The organism is Pseudoalteromonas sp. NEC-BIFX-2020_002 (assembly GCF_013002825.1).
In the GTDB taxonomy this organism is placed as follows: Bacteria; Pseudomonadota; Gammaproteobacteria; order Enterobacterales; family Alteromonadaceae; genus Pseudoalteromonas; species Pseudoalteromonas neustonica.
This window is the reverse complement of record NZ_JABEPJ010000020.1, coordinates 36,570-52,505: the sequence shown is the minus strand read 5'-3', so window position 1 is coordinate 52,505 and position 15,936 is coordinate 36,570. Positions and strand designations below refer to the sequence as shown.

Annotated in this window: 11 protein-coding genes; 5 read left to right on the top strand and 6 right to left on the bottom strand. The window is 41.2% G+C overall.

Features of this window, described 5'->3' with window-relative positions:
* Window positions 1–130: 130 nt before the first annotated feature.
* Window positions 131–613, bottom strand: coding sequence for a transcription elongation factor GreB (greB, locus tag HJP15_RS18310; RefSeq protein WP_054455580.1), 483 nt, complete (start codon window positions 611–613; stop codon window positions 131–133).
* Between the two features lie 195 nt (window positions 614–808).
* On the opposite strand from greB, the gene ompR reads away from it, so the two are divergent.
* Window positions 809–1,528 carry an osmolarity response regulator transcription factor OmpR gene (gene ompR, locus HJP15_RS18305; RefSeq protein ID WP_054206379.1) on the top strand — a complete coding sequence of 240 codons (720 nt, stop codon included), beginning with the start codon at window positions 809–811 and terminating at the stop codon, window positions 1,526–1,528.
* A gap of 5 nt (window positions 1,529–1,533) precedes the next feature.
* Window positions 1,534–2,856, top strand: a complete 1,323-nt coding sequence (envZ, locus tag HJP15_RS18300; protein WP_054206380.1) for a two-component system sensor histidine kinase EnvZ — start codon at window positions 1,534–1,536, stop codon at window positions 2,854–2,856.
* A 48-nt stretch (window positions 2,857–2,904) separates the two neighbouring features.
* On the opposite strand, the gene HJP15_RS18295 is transcribed toward envZ, so the two are convergent.
* The 4 genes from HJP15_RS18295 to HJP15_RS18280 form a co-directional block, all read right to left on the bottom strand.
* Entirely contained in the window at window positions 2,905–4,080 is a 1,176-nt protein-coding gene (locus HJP15_RS18295) for a tryptophan 7-halogenase (protein ID WP_170174303.1), read from the bottom strand.
* Between the two features lie 7 nt (window positions 4,081–4,087).
* Window positions 4,088–7,102, bottom strand: coding sequence for a LodA/GoxA family CTQ-dependent oxidase (locus tag HJP15_RS18290; RefSeq protein WP_170174302.1), 3,015 nt, complete (start codon window positions 7,100–7,102; stop codon window positions 4,088–4,090).
* 36 nt (window positions 7,103–7,138) lie between these two features.
* Window positions 7,139–8,575 (bottom strand): hypothetical protein, encoded by a 1,437-nt coding sequence (locus HJP15_RS18285; protein ID WP_170174301.1) that lies wholly within the window; start codon window positions 8,573–8,575, stop codon window positions 7,139–7,141.
* Window positions 8,576–8,843: 268 nt separating this feature from the next.
* Window positions 8,844–10,886 (bottom strand): glycoside hydrolase family 97 protein, encoded by a 2,043-nt coding sequence (locus HJP15_RS18280; protein WP_170174300.1) that lies wholly within the window; start codon window positions 10,884–10,886, stop codon window positions 8,844–8,846.
* Between the two features lie 182 nt (window positions 10,887–11,068).
* Between HJP15_RS18280 and HJP15_RS18275 the strand changes: the two genes are divergently transcribed.
* Both HJP15_RS18275 and HJP15_RS18270 read left to right on the top strand, forming a co-directional pair.
* Complete coding sequence (locus HJP15_RS18275) at window positions 11,069–11,692, top strand: cupredoxin domain-containing protein (protein ID WP_054455590.1); 624 nt, start codon at window positions 11,069–11,071, stop codon at window positions 11,690–11,692.
* Complete coding sequence (locus tag HJP15_RS18270; protein WP_170174313.1) at window positions 11,682–12,911, top strand: hypothetical protein; 1,230 nt, start codon at window positions 11,682–11,684, stop codon at window positions 12,909–12,911. The genes HJP15_RS18275 and HJP15_RS18270 overlap by 11 nt, the downstream gene beginning before the upstream one ends.
* A 72-nt stretch (window positions 12,912–12,983) precedes the next feature.
* Here HJP15_RS18270 and speE read toward each other — a convergent pair whose 3' ends face one another.
* Complete coding sequence (gene speE / locus HJP15_RS18265; protein ID WP_054206386.1) at window positions 12,984–13,847, bottom strand: polyamine aminopropyltransferase; 864 nt, start codon at window positions 13,845–13,847, stop codon at window positions 12,984–12,986.
* A 205-nt stretch (window positions 13,848–14,052) separates the two neighbouring features.
* On the opposite strand from speE, the gene speA reads away from it, so the two are divergent.
* Window positions 14,053–15,930: a biosynthetic arginine decarboxylase gene (speA, locus tag HJP15_RS18260; protein ID WP_054206387.1), complete on the top strand. Its 1,878-nt coding sequence runs from the start codon at window positions 14,053–14,055 to the stop codon at window positions 15,928–15,930.
* Window positions 15,931–15,936 lie beyond the last annotated feature (6 nt).

Below are 15,936 nucleotides of genomic sequence, written 5' to 3'. Positions count from 1 at the left end.
TCTAATTATGAACCCAAGCGCAAAATGCATTACTTGAGTACATTTATGTATAATCTATAACTACACATTAGACAATCAATAATTAACCAAATCTGAATTGTCTGATATTTTTAATTAAATGGATGTACGATTATTTCTGAGCGTCAGGGTAGCTAATTTTGTTTACATACCACTGCTTTTTTCCTTGCGGCGTTGGTACTTCAAATTCATCATCTACCTGTTTTTTTAATAATGCACGTGCCATTGGTGAATCAATAGAAATATAATCTTTACGGTCGTAAATTTCATCAGGGCCAACAATTCTAAAGGTTAGTGTTTCTGCGTCATCATTCTCAATTTCAACCCACGCGCCAAAAAATACTTTACCAGCCTGTTGCACTGAGTAATCAATAATTTTTAGATCTGGCATGCGTTTACGTAAGTACCTAACTCGGCGGTCTATTTGGCGCAATAAACGCTTATTATATTGATAATCTGCATTTTCAGAGCGGTCACCTAAACTTGCAGCCCAACTCACTATTTTTGTTACTTCAGGGCGTTTTACGTTCCATAAGTGGTCGTGTTCTTGTTGTAGCTGTAAATACCCTTCGCGGGTGATTAAATTGGTTTTCACTGTTTTACTTATCCATCTTAGTGGGATCGCAGGCAAGGTATTAAAATATCACGGGCTTGTCGAGAGGATTTTTATGCTTTCGATAGGTTGTACCTTGAAACGTTCAGTAACAATCTTGTGACTTAATTAGTTTTTTATTATCACGCTTTTCCTTTATATTAACGAGTAACTGTATAAAACAACAAGAATGAAGTTATGGGACACGAAACCACAAAAGTATTGGTCGTAGATGACGATATGCGTTTACGCAGTTTATTAGAGCGTTATCTGGTAGAGCAAGGATTTATCGTACGAACTGCGGGTAACTCAGAACAAATGGATCGTTTGTTGGAACGCGAGAACTTTCATTTAATGGTGCTGGATTTAATGTTACCTGGCGAAGATGGCTTATCGATTTGTCAGCGTTTACGCCAAAAAGAAAACGAAATCCCGATTGTAATGCTTACCGCAAAAGGTGATGAAGTAGATCGTATTATTGGTTTAGAACTTGGTGCCGATGATTATATTCCAAAACCTTTTAACCCCCGTGAATTATTAGCCCGTATTAAAGCAATTTTACGTCGTCGTTCAAAAGAAGTACCGGGTGCGCCTGCCGCGGAAGAAAACGAAATTTCATTTGGTGAGTTCTCACTTAATTTAGCAACCCGAGAGATGAGTCAAGGCGATAAAACAATGTCATTGACGAGCGGTGAATTTGCGGTATTAAAAGCATTGGTGACACATCCACGAGAGCCGCTTAGCCGTGATAAGTTAATGAACCTAGCTCGTGGGCGTGATTATAGCGCACTTGAACGTAGCATTGATGTGCAAGTGTCTCGTTTACGCCGCATGATTGAAGTAGATGCGGCTAATCCTCGCTATATCCAAACAGTATGGGGCTTAGGCTACGTATTTGTTCCTGATGGTGAAAAATAACCTGAATGAGTATGTTTCCTAAAAGCGCATTTGGGCAAACGGTATTTTTGGTAGCGGCATTATTGTTGATCAATCAAGTCGTGTCGTACATCACCGTGAGCCTGTATGTGGTTAAGCCAACCATTGAGCAAGTTAACCTGATACTTGCTAAGCAAATTAAAACCGTGTTTATTGACTGGGAAGATGGCGTTGAAATAACAGATGAAGTATCGGAAAAGTTTTTTGAAATTACCGGTATAGAAGTAATGACACAACGCCAAGCAATGCGCAGTGGGTTAGGGCAAAGCCGTGAATATCCGATGTTATCGCGCAGTATGTCAGAGCAGCTAAATGGTTCTGCACGCGTACGAATTAGTCAAACGGGGCCGCTTGTTTATTGGGTTGAAGCTCCGCAGGCGCCCGGTTATTGGGTTAAAGTTCCGCTCACTGGGTTTAAAGATAATAATCTGGAATTCTTAACTTTCTATCTATCAAGTATTGGCTTTTTAAGTGTGCTGGGGGGGTGGTTATTTGCGCGTCATCTAAATCGGCCTTTAAAAGCACTCCAGCAAGCTGCAATCAAAGTGGGTGTTGGGGATTTTTCAACCAAGCTAGAAGAACATGGCTCAACAGAAGTAATTGAAGTAACGCGGGCATTTAATCAAATGTCGCGAGGTATCGCTGCGTTAGAGAACGATCGCCGTTTATTAATGGCGGGTGTGTCTCATGATTTACGTACACCGCTTACGCGTATTCGTTTGGCGACTGAAATGATGTCAGATGAAGAGGATTACCTGCGTGAAGGGATCATTTACGACATTGAAGATATGAACGCGATTATTGATCAGTTCATTGAGTATTTACGTCATCATAAACGTGAAGAGTTAGCGCTTGAAGATTTAAATGCATTAGTGTCTGAAGTCGTACATTCAGAGCAAAAACATCAACGTAATATTACGTTTACTGAAAATCACAGTATCAATAATGTACCATTGAGCATGGTGGCTATTAAACGTGTTATTACTAATATGATTGAGAATGCAATACGTTATTCAGATGATGATATAGATGTGGAAACCACAATCAGTCGTGATAAAAAGTACGCGATGGTGGTGGTTAAAGATCACGGGCCAGGCATACCTGAAAGTGAATTAGAATCAGTATTTGAGCCATTCAAGCAAGGTGACACAGCACGCGGTAGTGAAGGCAGTGGTTTAGGGTTGGCGATCATCAAGCGTATTGTTGATATGCACGGTGGTAAGGTTGCCTTAGTGAATCGCCCTGAAGGGGGGTTAAGTGCTGAGGTTTATTTGCCTTTAAAACATGTAACTACAAAAGAAAAACAGTGATCAGTGTATTGGCTAAGTAATGTTATTTAACCGGGGTTAATGTGGTGATTAACCCCAATTTAGTGATGGTGTTTGCTGGTGTCTACGTTGCCAAAAAGGGTGTGATGACCAACGTTGTTCTTGGTTGTAGAAATAATGTTTATGGTGTAGATAACTGTCCCATATCTGCTCAATTTGTTGCTGATAAGTTTTGATAAAGTATTGGTGTATATCGTTATCTAATGTTTCGATAACCTCAGATTTTTTTATTAATGATGCTAATTGCATAGCACTTGCCATTGCATTAAAAATCCCCTGAGATGATAAAGGGTCAAAGCTAGTTGCGGCATCACCAAGTGCAGCCCATTGTTGACCTACAAAGGTGTCTAAGCGTGTTGAATTGGCACTGGTAATACCGTGTAGATCTAACGTATGTTGATTCCCTTCGAGTAACGCGGCTAATGGTGCATGTTGTTGAGCAAGTTGACTAAATAGAGCTGTGTCACGATTTAAGCCTTTACTGAAAAGGTCGGAGTCGGTTTGAAATGCTAAAACACGGCGTTGATTTGGTAGTGGTGCACTGTACCACCAGCCATTAACGGTTGCACAAATACTCCCTAGTTGATTCTCACTGTTGTTTGCCAAGGTCGCCCAGCATGATATGAGTCGGTCGCTTTGTTGACGATCCGTATATTTTTTTGCAAAGTGAGCTTGGCGGCCTGTTGCATCAATTACAAACTGACTACAAATAGTGATTTCTTTGGGTTCGTCGGAGTTTGTGTGCTCAAGTAAAATGTGCCATGCATTATCATTATATTGACTGCCTCTGAGCCGTGCTGGCCAAATACATTCAACACCACGTTGCTGGGCTTTATTACGTAAAAACAACTCAAATTCTTTACGGTTTAATCGCCAACCAAAGCCATCTGGGTTGCTTAGGTTATCAGTAATGTGAGGCTTTTCTTGTCCCCAGCTAACTTGCATGCCTAGATTGTGTAAATGAATAGCTTGGGTGATGTTTGTGTCTATTAAAGCTTCAAATTCAGTGAGTAAATTAAGCTGTTGTAAAATGCGCTTTGCTGCAGGTGCTAAACATTCACCAATGCGCTCTTCAGGCAATACAGATTTATCAATAAGTGTTACTTGGTAAGAATCACATAACGCAAGCGCAGCAATACAGCCTGCTACGCCTGCACCAATGATCACAATATCACTCGTTAACTCTTTTTTGTTAATCATTGGCATAATGATCCTAACGTCCTTTTACGCGATGAAAGCGATTTGCTTTTTCTGTTACACCTAAATCTATTTTGTGTTGATTTGGTGGCAGATCCGCAGAAAGCGTCGCTTTACTATGTTGTATTGCTTTACTGGCAAGGTTTGTATGTGCTTCTTTATCTTGCTTGTGAGGTAGCATGCCGACTTGCATCATAGTTGGAAATTGAGGGTCACCAAGGGCGCCAACATGTGCTTGCACAATCGCGAGATCTGCAAAGTTTTCAACCATACTGTTGATTTGGTTGGTGTATGTTGCAGGCTGGCCGTGCAAAGGTAAATCATCTAACCAATCTGTGCGATACGCAAATGCCTGTTGGCGAGTGCTATTTGATAGTGATGTATCAAGCACTTGCTTATAACGATATTGGTTCATAACTTGATTAGGCACACGTGCCGGCCAAAAAGTGGGTAAGAAAGGGTCGTATTCAGAGCTGTAGCCATCACGACAGCTAGCTGTATCTGTTTGCCATGGGATAGCCATCCAACGTGTCACACCGCCTGCTACTTGTCCACCAAATAATGGTCCTTGTGCAAGGGTAAAAATATCACTATTCATGACAGGGCCGTAATAATAATGATCGCTTTGTAGATCCGATTTTGCGTGTTTTAACCTAAAAGCTGATTGATACATACCTGCAGTGCGCATAGGCCAAGTCATTTCACAGCCTGGATGAAACGCATCTGCTAGGCAAAATTCCATCGCACCACGAGTGAGTAAGTCAGGCTGTTGTGCCACGGGATAATCATCTATAGTGAGCTGCTTTGGAGCAACGGGGCAACCGGATTGCGGTGTGTAATCATTAATAAAATCGCCTTTTACCCATTGGTCTAAAAACGACAATTGTAAGTTTGAGAGTGTACTATGTTGGCGTTCAGATCCCGTTGGTGGAATACTAATTGCGTCGCCATAGAGCCAAGGCCATAGTTGAGGTGCTTGGGCACCTGGGACATCAAAACGGCGAAAATTATTAGATAACGTACGACGTAGTTCTTGATAGGCTGGAGAAGGGTTGCTTAGTTTTTCTAACCACTGAGGAGTTGTGTAATCAAATTGACCACCCCATCCAAAAGCGCCTGCAAAGCCACCATTAACCCATTGTAAGTCAGTCATTCGAGTAAAAATAGGTTGAATATCATCCGTAAATGAAGGGCGCTGTGGACGTGCAAGCATGCCACTGTTTACTGCAACATCGCGCATTAAATCCCACATGGTACGCACTGATTTTTGCATTGGCGCATAATCAGGCGGTGCACAAATGGCCCAAGCGGGTTCAACTCTTAGAGCAACGCCTTGATAAACAACCTCAGCGGTAATAGGGCCATCGGATATATCATCATACCAGCCTTCATTGTTGGCGAAAGTCACCGCGATATCCCCATTCAGGTTACGTGATACGCCATGCCCACCTAGCATGATTAATCGGCCATGTTCATCACTGCGCATCTCGCCTAGATAGACTTTTTCACCCATAAATTTACCGGTAAAGGTGTCTTTATTTTTAGGGGTTATATTTTTGCCGCTTAGGCTGCGTTTACCTCCATTAATGACAAGCTTATCGCGATTTGTAACATTGTTGTTTCGCAGTAAAGATGGCGGTGCATCGGCGGCTTCTGGAATATCTAAAGCAATTTGAAATTCATACCAAGACGCTTTTTGATTCGCAAGTTGGGCGTGCCATGTTATGTCAGCATTATCTAAAGTGAGTTCCTTAATTGCTTTGCCAGCAGCGTTAAAGCCGTAAATTCTAAACTCGGCAGCTTGGCGTTTCATTGCGCCACTTTTGTCGCGGTAAGCGTACTCATCTGAATTTGGTACAGGTTGAGGATGTTGCGGGCCAATGAAATAGTCATCTTTACTGTTACCTACTCGCATCACACCAATAGGAGGGTAAATACCAGCGTACACAATGCAGTCAGAGTCAGTATCTTGTGATTGCTCAGGATTAAACTGACTAATTGCTTTTGGTTCTTGCAGCAGCTGACCATTTGCGGTGTGACGTGCATGAGCGCTGGCTGCGTATGCTGACTTGCGAGCAAGGGCAATGCTACCTAAAGGCTCATGATCAGCTAAAGTGCGCCAAATATTGAAGGCGAGGTTACGACCAAGCTCGGCTTGACCAATTGAGGTAATGTCTTGTTGTGCCAATTCTAAGTGTGCAAGGCAGATATACGGACTTTCTTGTGTGCTCCAGACTTTTTGTGCATCATCAATTGGCATTGTTTTGGGGTTAGTACGCAATTGTACTTCAAAACGAAAGCGAGCATTTCCTTCACGCAATCGTCGCTGTAAATCTAACGCAAGGTAGTCATTATCAACACTAGGTGCGCCTAAATCAGAACTCTCAGGTACTAACCGATATTTTACAATGTGTTGTTCACCAAGTTTAAATGGTAAAATTGCCCAATATTTAGCACTTAGGCAGCTCGCCTCTACTTTTTGCATTGCCTTTAAAATGTTAGATGTTTTCTTATTTTTCGGATCATTTATGTATGCGTCGTAGTCTTTATTTATTACGCCAGCCGTAGTGAATTGGCACATCTGTTGGGCATTTTTGGTAAAGAAGCGATTTATATTTTGAAAAATAAAGTCTGCTGTGTCGCTTTCTCCAACCAGTTTTTGGCCCTCTACGGAAAACAGCTTCATCGCCAACCCAAGGGTACTGTGCAAATCAGGTGATGAAGGGGTTGTGTCACTTGAAAAGCGAACCGCGCATTCGTATTCTTGGCCTGTAAATATTCCCACTTTAAATTGCGGGTCAATGTCTGAGTTAATTTTAAACTTGCCGTACACAACGCCATGTTGTTTTCTAAATACGGCACGTTGAGCGGGTTGCTGCCCTTTATCTATGCGAGGAACTTGCCCAAGCCCAACAAACATCTCTGTTAGACGTTGGCAAGCTTGATCTACGCTTTCACCATCTGACCAACATGGTATGTTGTTTGCCGATGGTTTTGCGCCAGAGTGTTGTGTATCGTCTTTTTTAGTCATTACAGCATTCCTTTTTTAAGCTATTCAAATAAATTATTAACGTTGATGTGTAGAGCCAGCATTGATTTGCCTGTGACTGCTACGTAACTTTTGAAAGTTCTTAAATATATGGCTTACTTCCATCGTTGACTCACCCTTACTGGTTGCATGACAAGCAAAGCAGTTATTAGTCGAGTAGCTTTTATTTTGATTTGGATCGCCATAGGTTTGCGTATAGGTTTCCATGGTTATGTTGGCAAGCGCGAGCGAACCTCGTAATTTATCGTTTGCATTGGGTGGGACAATATTTCCACTGATCCCTTCATTAAATTTGTAACCTTGAGTACTTAACCACACACTTCCAGCATAAAAATAATGTTGCCAACGAGAGTCATGCTTAGTTAGGCCTTGTTTAACGCTATTATTGAGTACTTGAATGTTATTAAAGTTTTCGGCGTCTCTAGTTTGCTGCTCTGACGATGCAACGTTTGTATAAGGCGCGCCATTAGGTACGCCAAATTGGTATAAACGAAACGTGTTTGTGGTGGTTTGTTCTGCGGGGTAACTTAGATTTGCATTACCTGCGGTGGTATTTTTTCTGTAAAAAATAAATTTATCATCACTACTAACGATTTTATTTTTTTCATAAGGCGTTGTTACTTTTTTAAATGTATCAGGAGAGCCGTAATAATCAGGTGCTGATGTATGATGCTCAAAGGTAGCCCAAATAAATTCAGGATGGTTCTCAACTACGCCAACAACATGCATGCCTATTAAAGCAACTTCGGTATTGCTGATTGTTTTACTATCCGCTTTGATCATTGCTTTACGGGTGTAAAAGTTAGCGTGTATTTCTTTATCTGTATAAAGGGCGCGTAATTGAACTGTGGCAAGCCATGCTGCCTTTATTTCAACGGATCCCACTGCAAACTCATCACCGCTAGTGATCGGGTTTTTAGCTGCAGATTGAATAAATTCACGGTTTATATGAATTGAATAATAAGCAGGTTGATTACCATACTTAGTAAAAATTTTGCCATGGCTACTGCCTGCTTGCGTTGTGTCCTCGAGGATCAATTGAGAACTTAATTCAAAACCGGTGGGATTGAGTAGGTCATTCCAAGGCTCAAAATAAGGCATCATTTCATTATTTACTTGTCGGTAGTTATCACCAAACATAACCAGATCGTTTGTTTTTTTATCTACTTGGGTTAGATATAAAAACTTTTGCCATGACCACTGATGAAAATCACAATTGCTTGATTTATCTTCGTTATCCACAAATGCAAAATGACTATCTTTACCTTCTTTTGGTGGGACTACGGGAGATTTAAACCATTCTTTTTTTGCAACACACGCTGATGATGACGTGGTGTATTGGGCGTGTGATGGTGTGTTCTCATTGGTGCTAAGTGCCGTAAAACTTGCGAAAGTGAGCGCAAGTACTATGGGTGTTTTAATAACTGAGTGAATATTTCTTAATACAGGTTCCATGCTCATATTCCTTGATTGTGTAGTAAATTTCTAGGAGAAATGACGGTGTTGCTATTATGTTAATGAAATGACTGTGAACAAAGATAGGTTACGCGCAGGAATAAATCTATTACAAAGTATTGCAGCAGTTTTAAGTATTTTAAATTTCAATTAGTTAAATTAATAAATGTGATGAAAGTTGATGCGAAGAAGTTTTGTTTTATAGCTTAATTAATAGCTTAATTAATTGCTTAATGCGCCAACCGGCTCGGGTTGGCGCTGGGCGTGTTTATAGTGCTTTAAATCGAATTGCAGTGCCGCCGCTGGTGGCGAGTTTTAATGAAATAGTGTCTTTAGCCGATACAATACGCTGTTCAATTTTTATATCGTATGGGTTGTTTTTCCATTCTGCGTTTTTGCCATCGCGGTATATTTGCGCTTCAAATACTTTATCGCCATCCAAAAAGTCGAGCTTAATATCAACCGTGCGGGCATGTTCATCAGTGACAGCGCCTAAATACCAGTCGTTACCAGAATAACCATCGCGTTTACGTTCTTTTCGTGCAAACACTATGTAGTCGCCAACTTCACCTGCAAGCGCAATACTGTGTTGCCAGTCGGTTGGTACATCTTGAATAAATTGAAATGCCTCAGGTTTTGCTAAATAGTTGCGCGGTAAATCTGCGGCCATTTGAATTGGGCTGTACATCACGACATACAAAGCGAGTTGTTTCGCTAGCGTGGTTTGTGGGCGGTTAGTTTCTGCGCCTAAACCATTAAAGCCCATATCAAAAATACCCGGTGTAAAATCCATTGGCCCAGCTAGCATACGTGTAAAAGCAAGCATAGGAATATGTTCAGGTGGATTAGGTGGCGTACCCCATGCATTAAATTCTTGGCCGCGAGCTCCTTCGCGCGCTATCCAGTTAGGGTAAGTACGACGCAGACCTGTGTCTTTAATTGGCTCATGGGTGTTAATACTGATTTTATGTTTAGCTGCGAGTTTTACACTATGAAGGTATTCGTTAACCATAAACTGACCATCGTGCCACTCATGACGTGCAATGCCATTATCATCGATACGTTTTATATTGCCGCCATCAGCTACATAGCCTGTTTTTACTTGGCTCACGTTCGCTTTTTCATAGAGTGCGTAGGCATCATTCATTTGGTTGCGATAGTTACTGACGTTACCAGATGTTTCGTGATGGCCAATTAGCTGAACGCCTTTTTGTTTGCCGTAACGAGTTAGTTCATCAATATCAAAATCATTATAAGGTTTAGTAAAACTAAATACGTCACCATTGAAAAACCAGTCTCCGTCCCAGCCAATGTTCCAGCCTTCAACTAATACGCCATCAAAACCATATTTGGCAGCAAAATCCATGTAATACTTGGTATTTTGTGTTGTTGCGCCATGTTTTTCACCGCTACCCCACGTTGTTTCGTTGATGTGCATACCCCACCAAATACCAACATATTTACCCGGTTTAACCCATGAAACATCGCCGAGCTTGTTAGGTTCATTGAGGTTTAAAATTATATCTGAATTAATCAAATCAACGGCTTTTTCACCGATTTGAATTGTACGCCAAGGGGTATTAAAAGCACCGTGTTTTTTAACTGCAATACCATCAGACCAAGGGGTTAGGTCTGCCTGAAATGTCCCCGGGCGACGTTGATTAAGCACCATACCTGCATAATCAACTAAAGCCGCCTCGTGAATACTGACATGTACACCGTCTGCATTTTTAAAAGTAAAAGGGGTATGTACAAGCCCAGCTTGTTGCAATGGTGTGGTGTTATAAACATATTCATAGCGGTTCCAGCCACGCGCAGGGATCCACCACGCGGTTGCTTTATCGGCGTTGGCAATTGCAAATTCGGTTAGCTCTTTAGTGATTTCAATGCTCTCAAAACCCGTTTGTTTGGGCACTTCGTAGCGAAATCCTACCCCGCTATTAAAGGCCTTAAAGCGGACTATGTAAGTGCCACCGTGCGGCGCAGGTTTATTAAAGGTAACCGTTAGCTCATTATGCTTATCTATAATGGTTTGACGCTCGCCCCACGGTTGCTGCCATTGACTATTTACTTGATTGTTAGATGTTTTAGTGATTTTAAAGCCTTCAGCGAAAGAGGCCTGTTGTTTAAAATTAAAACCAAGCGATGAGTTTTGAATAACTTCTTTATCGTTAAAACTGATTTTGTAGCTTGGTGTGGAGTGCGTATCTGATACCGTTATTTTTATTTTCCCATTGGGGGATTGAATTGTTGTATCTTTAGCAAAGCAAGCACTTGAAAGTGTAAGCACAAGTAGCAAAGGTAATCGCATGACTGATCCTTGAGGTTAACGCTATTTTAATCAGTTAGCATAAAGCGCGGAGGCTTTGATTACGAGATGACTGCATACGTATTCAATCTATTAAACAGACTAAATAATATTTTAATTAAGTAACATTTTGCTCATAAAATAGGTCTATAATGAATTAAATCAAATAATAAGATCTTAAGACGATGAAGCTTGTACTCGTAATTGCATTAATTTTTATGGTATTCAAAAGCCATGCAGCCACTATTACAATTTATGATCAAAATCAGCAACCGCTGCCTAATGCCGTTGTATGGTTAACGTCATCAGTGACGATGCTAGATAATGAATTACCAAACGCCCCCTTTATGATGAAGCAACAGGAACGCCAGTTTACGCCACATGTTTTAGTTGTGCCTAAAAACGCTCAGGTTGAATTTCCGAACGCGGATTCAATCATGCACCATGTGTATTCATTTTCTAAAAGCAAATCGTTTGAGCTCAAGTTGTATCGTGAGCAACCACAGGCGCCTATTACATTTGAACAAACGGGTGTGGTGGAGTTAGGTTGTAATATTCATGACTGGATGTTGGGTTATATCGTTGTAGTAGATAGCCCGTTTTATGCCATAACCGATGAGCAAGGGCGGTTATCATTAAACATTCCACAAGGCGAATACACACTCAATGTTTGGCATGAGGGGTTTAGTGATATTAGTTCAACAGAGTCACAAGCGGTGACTGTTTCGAACAAAAATTTGCGTTATCAACTTAAGCAAAAAGTAATACCACGTGTTGCAATTGGTGTAGATGAATTTGATGATTATTAAAAACTCACTAGGTGTTGTCGCTTTATTTGGCTTATTAAGCGCCACCAATGTAAATGCGCAAATTAAAGGGCTATTACACGTTAGTGCTGTAAAAGGCGATTCGCAATCGAGTTGGCAAGAAGGTGGTGTAGGGCTTTATCGCTATGACAGTGAAAACGATGGCGTGCTACTTTCACAAGGGTTAATTGATTTTAGAGCAGACTTGAGTACTGATTGGTCAGCCCATGGAGTGATTAATGCTTACCAAGATCCTGAGCCTACTTTAGGCTTTAGCCAAGCGTATTTACAATATAAGCCGCTAACTAAAAGTAAATATAAGTGGCATGTGCGCGTAGGTGGATTTTACCCTTTATTGTCACTAGAGAATCCAGATATGGGTTGGATCTCACCTTATAACTACACTAACTCCGCCATAAATTCATGGATAGGTGAAGAAGTACGCACTGTGGGTGTTGAAGCAACCATTAAGCGCCCTGGGCGAAGCTTTAATAGTGCCCACAGCTTTGCATTTGTAGGAGCTACATTTAAAGGTAACGATCCTGCGGGCACATTATTGGCGTGGCGTGGTTTTGCCATGCACGATCGCCAAACAACGTTTAACGAAGGTGTTGCATTTGCGCCAGTGGCTTCTTTAAATACACCCCAATTACAGCATCAAGCAAATCAGGTTTTGCCTTTTGAAGAGGTGGATGGCCGTTATGGTTATTACACAGGGATTCATTGGGATTATTTAAAAAAATCACAATTTCGTTTTTATTATTACGATAACAACGGTGATCCTGCCGCGATCAATTACAGTACTGGGCAATATGCATGGGATACCCGATTCTCAAGCGCTGCATGGCTTTATAAATTTACGGCCAAAACACGTTTGATAACTCAGGCTATGTCAGGCAGTACTGCGATGGGGAAAAATAGAGGTGTTGATAACCGTTTTTATAGTCACTTTTTTTTACTAAGTCATAAAATAGCAGAGCATAGATTATCTATTCGTTATGATTATTTTAAAGTGACTGATAAAGACGATTGGGCGTTTGATCCAAATGCAAGCCATGGCGAAGGAATTACAGCAACTTGGCGTTACCAGTTAACACCACAGTGGCAGTTAGGAATTGAAGGTTCGGCTTTGCGCAGTCAAGCTGATAACCGCCAAGCGATTGGTATAGCATCAAGAATATCACAGCAGCAAGTTTTACTTAACGCACAGTGGCGTTTTTGATGTGAGTATTTTTTAGGTGTCAAAAATTAAAAAAGGGTTCATACGAACCCTTTTTTGCTATTTTATTATTGCTTACTTTTTCTCAAAAGCGCGTTTCATAAAGTTTGGGGTTGCAAGTGCGCCGTGGTGAATACCGTTATTGTAGTATTGCGTACTTTGCGCCAGCTCTGCGGCAGCATCTTCTCTAAAGCCTGCAAATGCTTCACCTTTGCGTGCAAGCGTCACAGACCATAAACCACTTGGGTAAATAGGTTGTGGGAATGGCAATGTTTGCAAATCCTTAAAGCCCACTTCAGTCATTGCGTCACGCATTTCTACCAATAATGGCATGTGCATAAGGGGGGATTCACTTTGTTGCACCATAATGCCACCAGGGCGAAGAGCATTTAAGCAGCTAGTGTAGAACGCATGGTTAAATAGTCCTTCGCCTGGGCCTACAGGGTCTGTGCCATCAACAATAACTACGTCAATTGACTCAGCAGCAAGTTCTCGCATGTATTTAATACCATCATCAAACATGACTGTTGCGCGTGGGTCTTGGTTTGCTTCACATAACTCTGGAAAGTATTTAAGTGACATTTGTGTCACAACTTCGTCAATATCAATTTGTGTTACCGATTCTACATCTGGGTGTTTAAGTGCTTCACGTAAAGTACCACAGTCACCACCGCCGATGATCACTACATTTTTAGGGTTAGGATGAGCAAGTAGTGCAGGGTGGCTAATCATTTCATGGTAAAAAAAGTTTTCGCGGCTACTTACCATTGTACAACCATCAATAATCATTAGATTACCAAAGTCAGTCGTTTCGTACATTTCGACTTTTTGAAAAGGCGATTGCTTTTCATCTAGCTTTTTATTGATGCGAAGAGAAAACGCACTGCCGTCACGTTCACTAATTTCGGTAAACCAGTTACTTTGATCTAAATTTGCCATGATTGCTATTACACTTTTTGAGTTAAAGACGAAAAAGGGGGCAATTCTGCCAGTGCTTGGCGTTTTGCTCAATGAAATTTTAGTGTTCTTGTGAATAATTTAACCTGTGCTTTGGTTAAAGGTCAATTTTTGTTAGCGTAGGGGCTACTGACGTATTAAAATACGCGATTACAGATGCATTAGTTAACACTTGGAAGAATTTGCCATGACTTGGGGTTTAGACACAGCACGCGCTACATATAATGTTGCACATTGGAGTGACGGTTATTTTGATATTAACAGTCAAGGTGAGCTGGTGGCTTTTCCTGATGGCGACCAAACAAAAACGGCGATTTCACTTACAGAATTAACAGAGCAGTTTAAAAAGCAGGGTTTAACTCTCCCTGTTTTGGTGCGCTTTACTGATATTTTACAAAATCGTGTTGATACACTCACAAGCGCTTTTAGTAAAGCGCGTGATGTGCGGGATTATCAAGGTCAATACACCTGTGTATATCCGATAAAAGTAAATCAGCAGCGCTCTGTCGTTAGCAAGTTACTGGCGCATCCAAGTGGGCTTGTTGGTCTTGAGGCTGGTTCAAAGCCCGAATTGATGGCGATTTTAGGTGTTGCAAAATCACCGATTACTATTGTGTGTAACGGTTACAAAGACAGTGAATTTTTACGTTTAGCCTGCATTGGTCAAGCAATGGGCCATAAAGTTAAAATTGTGGTTGAAAAGCTTTCAGAGCTAACAACATTGTTAGCCGAAATAGAAGATTTAGATATTGAGCCTGCCATTGGTATCCGTATTCGTTTAAATTCTGTTGGTAAAGGCAAATGGCAGAACACGGGCGGAGAAAAAGGTAAGTTTGGCTTAACTGCAGGGCAAGTTTTAAGTGCCGTTGACGTTCTTAAGCAGCATAACAAATTACACTTAATGCAAATGGTGCATTTTCATATAGGTTCACAAATTGCCAATATACGAGATATCCACCGTGCTTTACGTGAGTGTTCACGCCATTTTGCTGAATTAACACAACTGGGTGTACCATTAAATACCGTTGATGTAGGTGGTGGCTTAGGTGTGGACTACGAAGGCTCAGGCTCTCGTAGTGCATGCTCTATGAACTACACCGTTGAAGAATATGCGCGTAATGTAGTGAATGCGTTTGCTGAAGTATGTGAGCAGCATGACTTGCCGCACCCTGCAATTATCACTGAATCTGGGCGCGCATTAACGGCGCATCATGCGGTGTTGATCACCGACGTAATTGACGTAGAACAAGCACCTAATCATATTAACCCAAGTGCGCCACAACCAAATAGTGCGCTTGTGCTAGATGAAATGTGGCAGTGTTTACAACGCTTAAACCCACGTATGGCGCTGGAAATTTATCACGATGCAATGCATTTATTCAGCGAAGCTCATGATCAATACGTACATGGCTTAGTGAGTATGTTGGAATGGGCTAAAATTGAGCAATTGTACTTTACAATATTACACCGTGTTCGTGCATCGCTTAGCAATGCGCGCGCTCACCGTGAGGTACTTGATGATCTAAACGAAAAACTAGCGGATAAATTGTTCGTGAATTTCTCATTGTTCCAATCGTTACCTGATGTATGGGGAATTCAGCAATTATTTCCAGTAATGCCGATTGAAAATCTTGATAAACCATTAACGCAACGTGCCATTATTCAAGATATTACCTGTGATTCTGATGGCCAAATTCGCGAATATGTTGAAGGTGCAGGTATTGAAACAAGCTTGCCTATCCCACAGTATATACCAGGGCAGCAATATCATATTGCAATGTTTATGGTTGGTGCGTATCAAGAGATTTTAGGTGATTTACATAACCTGTTTGGCGATACAGACTCTGTGCATGTGGAACTCACAGAGCAAGGTTATCAACTTACTAATGCGATTAAAGGCGACAGCGTTAAGGATGTATTAAAGTTTGTTGACTATGATAGCGCCATTTTAGCAGATAACTTTGCCAATACAGTGCAGCAACTTGATGTCAGTGATCCTGTTAAAGAACAGTATTTAGCAGAGCTTAATGCCGGCCTTGAAGGGTATACTTATTTTGAAGATTAATTACGC